The sequence below is a fragment of the Kosakonia quasisacchari genome (assembly GCF_004331415.1).
GTDB lineage: Bacteria > Pseudomonadota > Gammaproteobacteria > Enterobacterales > Enterobacteriaceae > Kosakonia > Kosakonia quasisacchari.
In genome coordinates this window covers 1-11,121 of record NZ_SJOP01000033.1, presented here as the reverse complement: position 1 = coordinate 11,121, position 11,121 = coordinate 1, and the positions used below count along the sequence as shown (strand labels likewise).

15 protein-coding genes are annotated in these 11,121 nt (G+C 49.8%); 8 read left to right on the top strand and 7 right to left on the bottom strand.

The genetic code is table 11. The features are described 5' to 3' along the window. The first annotated feature begins 2 nt into the window (after positions 1 to 2). From E0L21_RS23255 to E0L21_RS23235, 5 genes are all read left to right on the top strand, one after another. Entirely contained in the window at positions 3 to 1,145 is a 1,143-nt protein-coding gene (locus tag E0L21_RS23255) for a tail fiber domain-containing protein (RefSeq protein WP_131413630.1), read from the top strand. Between the two features lie 30 nt (positions 1,146 to 1,175). Then, positions 1,176 to 1,442 (top strand): hypothetical protein, encoded by a 267-nt coding sequence (locus E0L21_RS23250; RefSeq protein WP_407928692.1) that lies wholly within the window; start codon positions 1,176 to 1,178, stop codon positions 1,440 to 1,442. Continuing rightward, positions 1,442 to 1,759 (top strand): hypothetical protein, encoded by a 318-nt coding sequence (locus E0L21_RS23245; protein ID WP_131413629.1) that lies wholly within the window; start codon positions 1,442 to 1,444, stop codon positions 1,757 to 1,759. The genes E0L21_RS23250 and E0L21_RS23245 overlap by 1 nt, the downstream gene beginning before the upstream one ends. Positions 1,760 to 2,133: 374 nt before the next feature. Beyond that, positions 2,134 to 2,526 (top strand): VOC family protein, encoded by a 393-nt coding sequence (locus E0L21_RS23240; protein ID WP_131413628.1) that lies wholly within the window; start codon positions 2,134 to 2,136, stop codon positions 2,524 to 2,526. 185 nt (positions 2,527 to 2,711) lie between these two features. Further along, positions 2,712 to 3,608, top strand: coding sequence for a diguanylate cyclase (locus E0L21_RS23235; RefSeq protein WP_131413627.1), 897 nt, complete (start codon positions 2,712 to 2,714; stop codon positions 3,606 to 3,608). A gap of 145 nt (positions 3,609 to 3,753) precedes the next feature. Here the strand turns inward: E0L21_RS23235 and E0L21_RS23230 are convergent, their stop codons facing one another. The 3 genes from E0L21_RS23230 to yedE form a co-directional block, all read right to left on the bottom strand. Then, positions 3,754 to 4,596, bottom strand: coding sequence for a WcbI family polysaccharide biosynthesis putative acetyltransferase (locus E0L21_RS23230; RefSeq protein WP_165501947.1), 843 nt, complete (start codon positions 4,594 to 4,596; stop codon positions 3,754 to 3,756). A gap of 88 nt (positions 4,597 to 4,684) precedes the next feature. Beyond that, positions 4,685 to 4,915 (bottom strand): sulfurtransferase-like selenium metabolism protein YedF, encoded by a 231-nt coding sequence (yedF, locus tag E0L21_RS23225; RefSeq protein ID WP_039058458.1) that lies wholly within the window; start codon positions 4,913 to 4,915, stop codon positions 4,685 to 4,687. Next, a complete protein-coding gene (yedE, locus tag E0L21_RS23220; RefSeq protein ID WP_131413626.1) occupies positions 4,912 to 6,120 on the bottom strand; it encodes a selenium metabolism membrane protein YedE/FdhT in 1,209 nt (402 codons plus the stop codon). The genes yedF and yedE overlap by 4 nt, the downstream gene beginning before the upstream one ends. A gap of 34 nt (positions 6,121 to 6,154) precedes the next feature. Here yedE and E0L21_RS25060 point away from each other — a divergent pair, with 34 nt between their 5' ends. Beyond that, the gene (locus E0L21_RS25060; protein ID WP_165501946.1) at positions 6,155 to 6,313 is read left to right on the top strand and encodes a hypothetical protein; all 159 of its coding nucleotides are present in this window, start codon (positions 6,155 to 6,157) and stop codon (positions 6,311 to 6,313) included. Next, positions 6,313 to 6,723, top strand: coding sequence for a lipoprotein YedD (yedD, locus tag E0L21_RS23215; protein WP_131413625.1), 411 nt, complete (start codon positions 6,313 to 6,315; stop codon positions 6,721 to 6,723). Before E0L21_RS25060 ends, yedD begins: the two co-directional genes overlap by 1 nt. Before the next feature lie 40 nt (positions 6,724 to 6,763). Here the strand turns inward: yedD and amyA are convergent, their stop codons facing one another. The 4 genes from amyA to fliD form a co-directional block, all read right to left on the bottom strand. Next, positions 6,764 to 8,251, bottom strand: coding sequence for an alpha-amylase (gene amyA, locus E0L21_RS23210; protein WP_131413624.1), 1,488 nt, complete (start codon positions 8,249 to 8,251; stop codon positions 6,764 to 6,766). 174 nt (positions 8,252 to 8,425) lie between these two features. Next, on the bottom strand, positions 8,426 to 8,785 hold the full coding sequence (gene fliT / locus E0L21_RS23205; protein ID WP_131413623.1) for a flagella biosynthesis regulatory protein FliT: 360 nt from the start codon (positions 8,783 to 8,785) through the stop codon (positions 8,426 to 8,428). Further along, positions 8,785 to 9,195: a flagellar export chaperone FliS gene (fliS, locus tag E0L21_RS23200; RefSeq protein ID WP_017458358.1), complete on the bottom strand. Its 411-nt coding sequence runs from the start codon at positions 9,193 to 9,195 to the stop codon at positions 8,785 to 8,787. Before fliS ends, fliT begins: the two co-directional genes overlap by 1 nt. A 23-nt stretch (positions 9,196 to 9,218) precedes the next feature. Next, positions 9,219 to 10,637, bottom strand: a complete 1,419-nt coding sequence (gene fliD / locus E0L21_RS23195) for a flagellar filament capping protein FliD (RefSeq protein WP_131413622.1) — start codon at positions 10,635 to 10,637, stop codon at positions 9,219 to 9,221. A gap of 240 nt (positions 10,638 to 10,877) precedes the next feature. Between fliD and E0L21_RS23190 the strand changes: the two genes are divergently transcribed. After that, positions 10,878 to 11,121: flagellin N-terminal helical domain-containing protein (locus tag E0L21_RS23190; RefSeq protein WP_045514860.1), on the top strand; the 244-nt coding region annotated here is incomplete at its 3' end.

The following is an 11,121-nucleotide window of genomic DNA, read 5'->3' as shown; positions in this document are numbered from 1 at the left end:
ATATGTCTTTAGGAACGGTCAGCCTTACACCAAATTCAGATCAAGTCGTCGGTCTTAGCACGCTGTTCACGGCCGAGCTTGCTGCAAACGATTATATGGTGGTCGTTGTTGGCGGCATCCCTTACTCGCTTCCTGTGAAATCCGTAAACAGCGACACATCGCTGACTCTTGTTACAAAGTATACTGCGCCAGCGCAATCCGGGGCTGCCTGGTATGCCATTCCGCGTGTGGCGATGAGTCTTATCTCAGCTGCTGTTGTTGCACAAAGCACCGAAGCATTGCGTGGACTGAATTACGATAAACAGAACTGGCAGCAACTGTTCACCGGCAGCGGTACGATCACTGTCAAATTGCCAGACCAGAGCACCTATACCGGGCCGTCATGGAACTACATTCTTACGCAGCTAAACAACAAAGCCGACACCAGCTCGTTAGGTAACTCAGCTACCCGAAACGTGGGTACAACATCCGGGTCGGTTGCTGCTGGTGATGATTCACGATTTGGAACGGTAGCAGGTAAATCGGGTGGTGAAATAACTTCCTCAGTTTCTGTCGTTGGTTCAACAACCTGTACAGCGAAAACGACGTCCGATCCGACAACTGGCGTTTTGGTTGCTGGTGGTGCGGCGCGGTCTGCATATCAAGTTAATGGGGTTGAACGTGTTGTAGCAGGGTTGCAGGCAAAATACTCGTGGGGTCAGGCCACATCGTATGCAGAATTGAGTGTTGCTGTGTTTAGTAGTACAGGAGCCGCAGCAGGTGCATCCTTCATTTTTAATGGTAATGGTTCTGCAACAGCCTCTGGATCATGGATATCCAACTCAGATATTCGCCTGAAGACAGCGGTGAAACGTATAGAAGATCCGCTGGATAAAATGGAGAAAATACGTGGTGTAACATGGAAACGACTCGACGGAATCGCTCCCGGGATTGGTTTTATTGCACAGGAAGTGCAGGAAGTATTCCCGGATCATGTTTTTGTAACAGGTGACAGGACGCTGCAGGATGGCACGCTGGTTGAAAACGTACTCAGCCCAGATACTTCAGGGGTGGCAGCCGCGCTTCATCATGAGGCTATCCTGGCGCTTAAGAAACAAATTGTTGATCTTCAGGAGGTTGTAAACCAGTTGAAACAAGGTTCTTGATCATTACCGTCAATAAATAATACTGTATATATGAACAGTGTTATTGAGATGAACATTATGCCACGCCAGTACGAAATACATACCGCCTTTGTGGCTTCCATACAGCAAAACCCCAAGGGCTACCAATACCTGCGCACAGCCGATTTTATAAGAGAGCTGGCAGCTCGTAACTGGCATTTCAGCCAGGAGGATGCCAACACGTGGATAGAGCAGTATCAAACCGACTTCGTGGACAAGACGACGGACTTTAGCGAAAACCGTCTCTGGATGTTGAGAAATATGGGGAGGATCCACTAATGGGATTTCCATCGCCAGCTGCTGATTATGCTCAGCGCACGCTAACCGTTGACGCAATTTGCCAGATGGACGCAAATTGCAGGATCATCGAGACGGACACCGGGTATGCGGTGATTGACCTTTCTTCCAGGCCGGGTGAGGGTGAAACCGTTCTCGCCACGTTCGACGGCCGCGCGCAGTTTGCAAAATGGATGCGCGGGGCGCTGATAACGGAAGACGGTGAAACCATTGAAGACGAGGCGCTGGATGGTGTCACCGTTCATGGATTACTTACGTACACTATTACCCGATTGCATGATGATGGCGGCATTGTGTGATGGGGCATGTATGGGGCATTTTTATTCTTCGTTTATGGGCGAATATGGATGTTAACCAATTTGGATATCAGTAAACGCCTGTTGTAACGTGTGCTCTTGGGCGAACTTTACTGTTTATGAAAATTGCACAGTCATATCATGAACATGCAGGTGTAGTGAGCGTTGCTCACGCATGATCACGAATAATGGGAAGATAACCACCGCCTGGCGGTTATTTTCCCTTCTTTTCCATTTCGCTCGCTTTCCCTCCCGACCCTTTTTTCACTCTCACAGCCACCTTGCGTGGGCACAGACGATCACATCAACCATTGCCGTTACGGATAAAGTCACGCTTACCGTTTTCAACTGACAATATCCGAAGGAACAGATTACGCATGTTTGCTCATATGAGAATCGCCCGGCCCGTAACCGATCTTGAACTGGCCTGCCGTATGTATTGCGAGGCGCTTGAACTGCGTAAGATTGCGGATTTCACCGATCACGATGGATTTAGCGGCGTGATGGTGGGACATCACTCTGTGCCCTGGCACATTGAATTCACCCTTTGTCATCACCATCCGGTTAAACCTGCTGCGACGGCAGAGGATTTGCTGGTGCTCTATTACCCGGACGCTGATGAGTGGGCTGCGCGCTGTGAAGCCATGCGTAAAGCCGGGTTTGTAGAAGTCATTTCGTTTAACCCTTACTGGGATGTTTCAGGCAAGAGCTGGCAGGATAATGACGGTTATCGCGTAGTGTTGCAAAACAGAGCCTGGGTTACTGATTGAATGCGGTGAGTTTTATCATAAGCGTACTTTAAAATGTCCAGGAATAAGTAAGCGGGCGAACTCCGCTTTCGTAAATATTCCTTGTGACGAAATATCTGATTATTGCGCCGACTTTATTATATTGACATAAATATACATTTTGTTTTTTACACTGTAGCGCCTGTAACGCAGCGGTGAGGAATATCATGTATCGAAGTACGGAACAAATTGATAATATTCTTTTTGATCTCAATAAGGCAGTTGACGCGCATTATGATTGGTTAATCAATATGTTCGCCTCTGTGGTCAATAATAATATTGAACAGTCGCAAAGCATTAACGCGCATTCGCACCATCTGTGCCATTTTGGTCGCTGGCTGGATGGGCATCAACCAGCGAATTCGGAGGAATCCGCCTGCCTTCAGGCGATTGATGCGACGCACACAAAAATGCATAACTGCGGCCGTGAATTGATGTGCATCATTAGAGACAAAAAAACAAATATTGATAAGTTTTCAGAATTTAAGCATCGGCTTGCGCTATTTTCTGCAGCGGTAACCGCCTATAAAACGTATTTGTTAAAGATGCGAGGTGGCGTTGATATATTAACTGGGTTGCCAGGTCGCCGAATGCTGGATGAAAGATTCGAACTGCAATTGAAAGAGGTCTCAGACCAGAATGTTTATATGCTGCTGCTTGATATCGATAGATTCAAGAATGTGAATGATACATACGGGCATCTGGTTGGCGATGAGGTTTTACGGGAGCTGGCGCAGCAACTGCGCGATCGGATCCGTGGGGGTGACACCGCCTACCGCTACGGCGGTGAGGAGTTCATCATTATTTTGCAGGCGCCTTCGGATAGAGAAGCGTGCCAGGCCGCGCTGCGCCTGTGTGAATCGGTTGCTGGCACAACCATTCATTGCGACGATAAAGCGCTTAACATTACGGTGACCATTGGCGTGACTCAGGCATGGGCAGGCGAGTCCATCGGCATCGTCGCGAAAAGAGCCGACGCGGCGATGTACCGGGGAAAACAGACCGGGCGCAATCGCTGTATGTTTATGGATGAAGGTGGTGAGATTCACCTTATTACCGACTAATACTTCGTTATCTCAGGTTTGATTTGTTTATATCACGTTCATTGCTTTAGGAAGGGTTCTGTCATCAACGGTGGTTGACTCTATTTTTAATCATAATAAAAAAGCCCTTGAAAGGGCTTTTTTATGGCAGAAAATGCTCGGCGAATTACAGATTTTGGTAGCGATCTTCCAGGCCGATATAGTAAGAGGAGTTGACCAGCGCTTGTTTAAGAGCATGCCGATTTTGGCTGTCAAAAAAGGCATAATTAATTTTACCGGCCAGCGCAAGTCCGGTCGGGCGCATCATATGATACGTGTTGTCGCCCGAGCCTATTTTCGGCGCAACATAATTTTTAAGCAGGTCATTACCTTGCAGATCGAAATTCTCGTTAATACCCAGCGATTTGTGATAAATCACCTGTAATAACAAACTCAAATTATAGTTATCCGGGTGACTTACCGTTGAGTAGCAATCTGGATTAGCGGAAAGCGTGCGGAAATACTCTTCTGAATAATCGAAGTAAAGTTTGCCCTGTTGAAATAACGAGCGGTATTTTAACGCATCTTCTTTAAGCATAGTTGTTTGTTTTTCATTGGAAAAACTCACGGAATGATACGCTTCTACTACGTGTTGAATACTCACATTGGTGAGATAAAGATGCAGCATGCGGTAATCGACGTAGACCATAAAATCAGGGATTTTATCTTTATAGTATCCGAGTTGCGGGGTTGAAACGCGGGATTCCATGGTTGGTAGCATGGTGATATCAAAGAATTGGCTTAAGGCCGCGGTTGAAAACGGGCCCCATTTTTCTGTGTGATGCTGCATAAAAATGAAATCACACTGTTCTAATTCGTGATAGAAATTAATGAAGTCATTATTTTCATTAAGTTTATAAATCGGCATATTGTAAATGCCATCGAACTTTCCTTCATGCAGCCCGCTGACGTTCATTATCAAATTTCCCAGAACTTCAAGTTGGCAATTACCAATTAATGCTAATTTCATTTTATAAACGCCCCCAGGCTCATGCATTTTGTCGTAATTACAGCGTCTAATTTTATCGTTAGCCTGGGGGCGGAGTACAGGTAAAACCTTATTTTTGTATCAAATAACGGATCGTCGGCCCATCTTGTTGAATATCCAGCACGGTATAGCCGTGATTACGCGCATCCAGCGGAATATTGTTAATAGATTGCGGGCAGTCGCTGATCACTTCCAGAATCTCGCCTTTTTGTAACTGCGGCATCGCTTCAAGCGTAGCAACGGCCGGATAAGGGCAGGGCTCGCCGCTCATATCAAGACGGTAATCGGGCACGATATTCATGCAGTCTCCTTAACGGTAGTCGCTGTGTTGGCGCGGCGGAAGAAACGTTTTTCCCACCCGACAACGAACAAGAAAGCGGCCAACAACAAAAGATAAGTGACCAGCAGGCCACCCAGCGGGCCGAAGGTATTCAACAGGTTGATTTTGTCCCAACTGGTGGCCAGCGCTGGTGATAAATCATCCCAGTAGTAGGCGAGGACCGTTGAGCCAATCACGTTTCCAAGCCCAACCCACCAGTAATGCACCTGGCCTTCCACCGCGCGGTACATCCACCCGGTTTCACAGCCACCCGCCAGCACAATGCCAAAGCCGAACAGCAACCCGCCGAGCACAGCATTTGGGCCCGCCCACATAATTTTGGCTTCCATGCCCAGTTGGACATAGCTAAAGATGCCAATGGCGCTTGCCGCCATACCGAAAATAATGGCTTTCGCCATCATTGTGCGCCCGGTAATCCACATATCGCGGAAGGCCGAGGTAAAGCAGATTTGCGCACGTTCGATAAGCAGACCAAAACCGACACCAAACAGCATCGCCAGACCTAATTTCGGTTGATGCATTGCCGTCAGCAGCGCCCAACCTACCATGCCCGCGAACACCAGCATCCCGATGCGAAAGCGGCGTTTTGCCTGGGCAGGTTTTTGCGTTAGCGGCGAGGCGGCTGAAACTTTTTGCATTTTGACCGGGATGCGAAACAGCGGCAGCAACGTGAAGCGTGCGCCAAACCACGAGCCAATAGCGGTGGCGATGGCAAAAAACCATGCGTGCAATGAGAACTGCGGAATACCGGTAAAGAACGCGGCGAGGTTACAGCCCATCGCCAGACGTGCGCCGAAACCAGCAATCATCCCGCCGATAATCGCCTGCATAATGCGGATACGGCTGTGCGGTAAACGCAGTTTGACGTTGTTCGCCCACAGCGCGGCGGCGAAGCATCCGCCGAACATGCCGATGATCATCATGCCGTCGATACGGGTGAGCGGCGTGCCGTCGAGGTGGATCAATTTGAAGTAGCCCCACTCTTCGGTATGCACTCCCGCCAGCTGTAATAATTGACCGCCCCAGCGGGTAAATTCGCCGGTGACCGCCCAGAACGTGCCGGTGATACCAAAATAGTAGGTGGAGAGGATGCCCGCAGCGATAACCGCCGGGACGGGAGACCAGAACTTAATCAAAAAGCGGTCTTTGAATTGTTGCCATGACATAGAAATGAGCCTCTGAACTCAGAAGGAACGGGTAATGCAAAAGAACCCGGATAATACACGGGCGAGATGGCAAGCTAACGTAAAAAAGGCGAAAAACCTGGTACAGATCAAACTTGGTGGCGGTGGGGGAAAGGGTGGCGATGATAATGCTTTAATGCCACAATATTTTTTTCTTCGCGAGCAGGATAAATAATGAAAAAGCGAGTGATTATTGGCGCGGCAATGCTGCTGAGCGGTTGCGTCCAGGTGGACAATTATGATGCGGTGGTGAAACAGCCCGCACCGGCAGATCTGGTGGGTTACTGGCAGTCATCCGGGCCGCAAAGCAGCCTGGTGAGCCCGGAAGCCATCGCCAGCCTTATCGTGACAAAAGAAGGGGATACGCTTGATTGCCGCCAGTGGCAGCGCGTGATTGCCGTTCCGGGTAAACTGATGCGTAATGGCGATAAGCTCTACAACGTGACGCAAAAACGCGATATTTACCGCCTTGAGCGCGAAGGTAACGCGCTGGAGTTTGATAGTCTGACATTGCAACGCGTCGATAAACCCACTGTTGAATGCCAGGACGCTTTAACAAAAGCCGGGCTGAAAGCTACGCATTAAATGTCACGCCGGGTCTGCATGCTGCCGCCCGGCGCACTTTTCATATCGCATCCTCAATGACCCACACGCTAACGCTACCGGCAGGGCAGGTGAATGTTCCTTCACCGTATTCATCGGTCGTGATGGTTTCCTCGCGGTTGCTAAGAAAATCCCGCCACACTTTGTTGGCGTAGTTTTTCCCCCGCATAAGCTGTTTTTCTCCCTCTTCACCATTGGACATCACCACCACGCAACCCGGCTCGCATTCGGTGCCGCTGCGGCTAAAGGCAATGCAGTTCGGGTGATCAAACCACAGCGTTTGCACGCCGTGGGCGAAACGCTGGCGGGCGAGAATCAATCGATCGAGCTTGTCAATAACGGGCATATCAACGTGATACATTTCGCCATCACCGCCGGTATCGTCGTAACTTGCGCCAAACAGATCGGGGTAAAACACTGACGGCACGCCATTTTCGCGCAGCAGGATCAGCGCATAGGCCAGCGGTTTAAACCAGGCTTCGACTGGCGCTTCGAGGGCTTGCAAGGGTTGTGTATCGTGGTTGGCAACCAGCGTTACCGCATGAAACGGATCGGCTTCGACCAGTGTGCCGGCGAAGATCTGGCGCATATCGTAATCGCGTCCCTGTTGTGACGCTTCGTGAAATTTCATATGCAACGGCGCGTCAAAGAGCATCGTTTTGCCCTCAACCTGACCAATATACTGTTGCAGCTTTTCCACTTCATGGGACCAGTATTCAGCAACAATAAACAGCGGTTTTGGCGCGACTTCCTGCACATGTTCGATCCACTCCTTATAGAACCAGGCCGGAATGTGTTTGACCGCATCCAGACGAAAACCGTCGCAGCGGGTTTGCTCCATAATCCAGCGCGCCCAGTATTTGATCTCTTCCGTCACGGCATGGTTACGAAAATCGATATTGGCGCCCATCAGGTAGTCGAAATTGCCCAGCTCGTCGTCAACCTGGTCATTCCAGCCGTCGCCGGTATAGTCGTTAACGATTTTAAAAACGCCGTCTTCGCCCGGATTTTCGATATGATCGACGCCGCTAAAGCATTTGTAATCCCAGATAAAGCGCGAGTATTGCCCGGCCCGGGCAGGAAAGGTGAAGCGCGTCCAGGCTTCGCATTCAACCGCATTATCACTGATTTGCGTGCGATCCTGTTGATTGACCCGGTTCACGCGTACTGCTTCTTTCTCATCAGCGCCCATTTTGTGGTTCACCACCACATCCAGCAGCACGGCAATGCCGTTCGCCTGCAGCGCGTCTATCGCGGCGAGCAGCTGCGCTTTTTCACCGTATTTGGTGCCGACAGAGCCTTTCTGGTCAAACTCGCCTAAATCAAACAAATCGTAGCTGTCATATCCTACGGAGCCGCCGCCCGCGGCACCTTTGTACGCAGGCGGAAGCCAGGCCATATTGATGCCGATATCGTTCAGCATGCCTGCGCGCTCACGCAGTTCCGGCCAGAGTTTGCCGCCTTGTGGGAAGTACCAGTGAAACGTTTGCAACAGGGTGGGGTTTTTCATCTTCCGTGCTCCAGAATGAGACGTTGGAAGTATGGCTGAGATTTCAGAAACGACGAGCCGTCCGGCACATATCGGCGGAATTAGCTGTGTTGGGAGATAAGAAAGGGAAGATGAGTGAAAGCGAAAACCGTAGCGGGTGATGGACTGTTCCTGCATCACCCGCCGGGCATGAGATTAGATCTCATTGGGGAATAAAATGTTTCCAGAGAGACGTCCATATGTCGAATGCAGGTTATGTTGTCGGGATGTCTGTCCAACCAATGTCCGCAGCTCGTCCATTCGCTGGCTTAACAGTTCTTTGAGTGAAACTTCATTTTCCAGAATTTGCTGGAGCAACGGGCGAATTTGCGCCTGCATTTGAGGCGCGACTTCACTAATGTCCTGGAACTGTGTCAGTTTCTCCACAGCGGTAATGTACTTCAACTCGTGCTCAATCAGTTCATCCCAACGCCCTTCCTTCGCGAGGTTAAGCATGGTGCGGCTGGTGACCAACAGCTGCTGATAGTGGTGGAGCAACCCGAAATTTGCTTCCATTAGTAAGTGTCCCGCGCGTTTTGATTATTGGGGCCAATTTCTTTCCAGGCATCAGCAATGTTGTTGAGCAACGTTGAAACTTCATCAATGGCGGAGAGGTCATTGTGGAGATTAGCCTGTAAAAGACGTCGTGTCATATAGTCATAAAGACTGTCCAGGTTTGCGGCGATCTCGCCACCGACTTCGTGGTCGAGACCGGCACGCAAACCGTTGGTAATGATATTAATAGCCTTTGAAAGCGCCTGTCCTTTACCGGGAATATCTCCCTGCTCAATCAGGATCGCAGCCCTTTTCATGGCGCTTAACGCGCCATCAAAAAGCAGTACCACAAGTTGATGCGGGCTGGCGCTCAGGACGGCGCTTTCCACGCCGACCTGAGCATAAGCCTGAGTTCCCGATTTCGTATACATTTCAAACCTCAACGAATACTGTATTAATTGGTCTTGTTAAATTGCTGGGTCAAATAGTTACCGGTTGACTCCAGTGACGACACCAGCGTACTTAAACTTGTAAATTGCGCTTTATAACGGGCCATGGTTGCCGTTATCTGATCGCTAACGCGGTCATACTGATCAGACAGCTTTTTCAGCGTCTTGTTAATCCCATCTGTTGCATTCTGCACAGTGCCGTCAGAACCCAGGAAATCTTCCAGCAGATTACTGGCCTGAGTCGCAAAACCTGTGGTTTTGCCATCACCGGTCAGGAAAGAAATCACGTCAGTCGATTTTTCCGTCAGCGCTTTGTCAAGCTTGGTGCTGTCTACGGTCAGTTTACCGGACGTATCCTGAGTAATACCCAACTGCGACAGGATGTTGTAGCTGCCGCTATTGCTCTGGGAAGAGGACAACAGAGAGCGCAAACGCGTCTGAATGTTACGCAGCGTACCGTCACCCAGCAGATCACCGTTCGAGTTGTCCTGAGACGTACTACCCTGATCCACCTTCGTGTATTTTGTCTGGTTGGCAATGGTCGTTTGCAGTGAGTTATAGGCATCAACAAACGACTGCACCGCCGCAGTCATTGGCGCGTTATCTTTGGTTACCGCCAGCGTTTCGGGGCTGCCGATATTGGTCTTGTTCAGCGTCAGCGTTACGCCTTCCGGCGCATCGGTGATGGTGTTACTGCTACGCGTGATCGCAATGCCGTTGATCTTCAGGTTGGCGTCAGCGGCAGCAACCTGCTGCGTCATGGTATTGCTGGCGCTGCCGGCATTGCTTGAGTCGTAGCTGATGTAATTCGCCAGTTGCGTATCATTGGTCGTGATCGTCATCTGGTTGGTGGTGCCGCTATCACGCGAGGTCAGCGACAGATAGTAGCTGCTGTCATCGGCTTTAATGATACTGGCGGTCACACTGCCAGCTTTCGCGTTAATTGCATCACGGATATCCGCCAGGCTGGTCTTATCGCTTGCCAGCGTAACGGTTAGCGGATCTTTTTGACCCGGCTGCGTGATCGTAATGGTACGTGAGCTCAGGCTGCTATCACCTAACTCCGTATCTTTACTTGCCGCTTTCGGGCTGAGCAGAGACTGCGCTGCTGCCAGCGAAGTGACTTCAACAGAATAGGATCCTGCTGTTGCACTGGTCGCCAGTGAGGCGGTAAACGCCGTGTTGGTACTGGACACTTTGGCCGATGCAATTTTGGAAGTGTCTTTCAGCGCGTTGGCCGCTGTTTGCAGCTTGGTCAGCGACGTCTGGACGATACCCCATGCAGTGAGTTTTGCTTTATACGATGTCTGCTGAGTGGTAATTGGCGTCAGCCTTGTCTCTTCGGCCGTCTGCAGCTGGCTATAAAGTGTACTAAGTGACGAACTTAAGCTGGTGCCTGCTCCGATAGAACTAATAGTTGCCATTTCTTTATCCTTCAGTTTTAGACAATCACTGTGGGGATTATCGGCAGCGACTGCGAAAAGATTAGAGGGTTTTTTTTAAAACAATGGCGAAATAAAGATAAAGAATAGCGGGCAGTTTGCGGCTTTAAAAAAATGATCTTTTTTTCTAAAGGTTGCTAAGAGGCGGTCGATAATCAGGGTGACGGTGAGACTACCGTAGGCAGATGCCTGAATCTGATAACTTTTTTAAGGAATTACATCATGGCTGTTATTAATACTAACACCCTGTCTCTGATGACTCAGAACAACCTGACTAAATCTCAGTCTTCTCTGGGTACCTCGATCGAGCGTCTCTCTTCCGGTCTGCGTATCAACAGTGCAAAAGATGATGCTGCTGGCCAGGCGATTGCTAACCGCTTTACTTCCAACATCAACGGTCTGACCGTTGCTGCACGTAACGCGAACGACGGTATCTCGCTGGCACAGACCGCTGAAGGCGCGCTGA

Coding starts and splice junctions, on each gene's coding strand:
- E0L21_RS23255 (WP_131413630.1), top strand. CDS start 3: ATGTCTTTAGGAACGGTCAGCCTTACACCAAATTCAGATCAAGTCGTC.
- E0L21_RS23250 (WP_407928692.1), top strand. CDS start 1,176: ATGAACAGTGTTATTGAGATGAACATTATGCCACGCCAGTACGAAATA.
- E0L21_RS23245 (WP_131413629.1), top strand. CDS start 1,442: ATGGGATTTCCATCGCCAGCTGCTGATTATGCTCAGCGCACGCTAACC.
- E0L21_RS23240 (WP_131413628.1), top strand. CDS start 2,134: ATGTTTGCTCATATGAGAATCGCCCGGCCCGTAACCGATCTTGAACTG.
- E0L21_RS23235 (WP_131413627.1), top strand. CDS start 2,712: ATGTATCGAAGTACGGAACAAATTGATAATATTCTTTTTGATCTCAAT.
- E0L21_RS23230 (WP_165501947.1), bottom strand. CDS start 4,596: ATGAAATTAGCATTAATTGGTAATTGCCAACTTGAAGTTCTGGGAAAT.
- yedF (WP_039058458.1), bottom strand. CDS start 4,915: ATGAATATCGTGCCCGATTACCGTCTTGATATGAGCGGCGAGCCCTGC.
- yedE (WP_131413626.1), bottom strand. CDS start 6,120: ATGTCATGGCAACAATTCAAAGACCGCTTTTTGATTAAGTTCTGGTCT.
- E0L21_RS25060 (WP_165501946.1), top strand. CDS start 6,155: ATGCAAAAGAACCCGGATAATACACGGGCGAGATGGCAAGCTAACGTA.
- yedD (WP_131413625.1), top strand. CDS start 6,313: ATGAAAAAGCGAGTGATTATTGGCGCGGCAATGCTGCTGAGCGGTTGC.
- amyA (WP_131413624.1), bottom strand. CDS start 8,251: ATGAAAAACCCCACCCTGTTGCAAACGTTTCACTGGTACTTCCCACAA.
- fliT (WP_131413623.1), bottom strand. CDS start 8,785: ATGGAAGCAAATTTCGGGTTGCTCCACCACTATCAGCAGCTGTTGGTC.
- fliS (WP_017458358.1), bottom strand. CDS start 9,195: ATGTATACGAAATCGGGAACTCAGGCTTATGCTCAGGTCGGCGTGGAA.
- fliD (WP_131413622.1), bottom strand. CDS start 10,637: ATGGCAACTATTAGTTCTATCGGAGCAGGCACCAGCTTAAGTTCGTCA.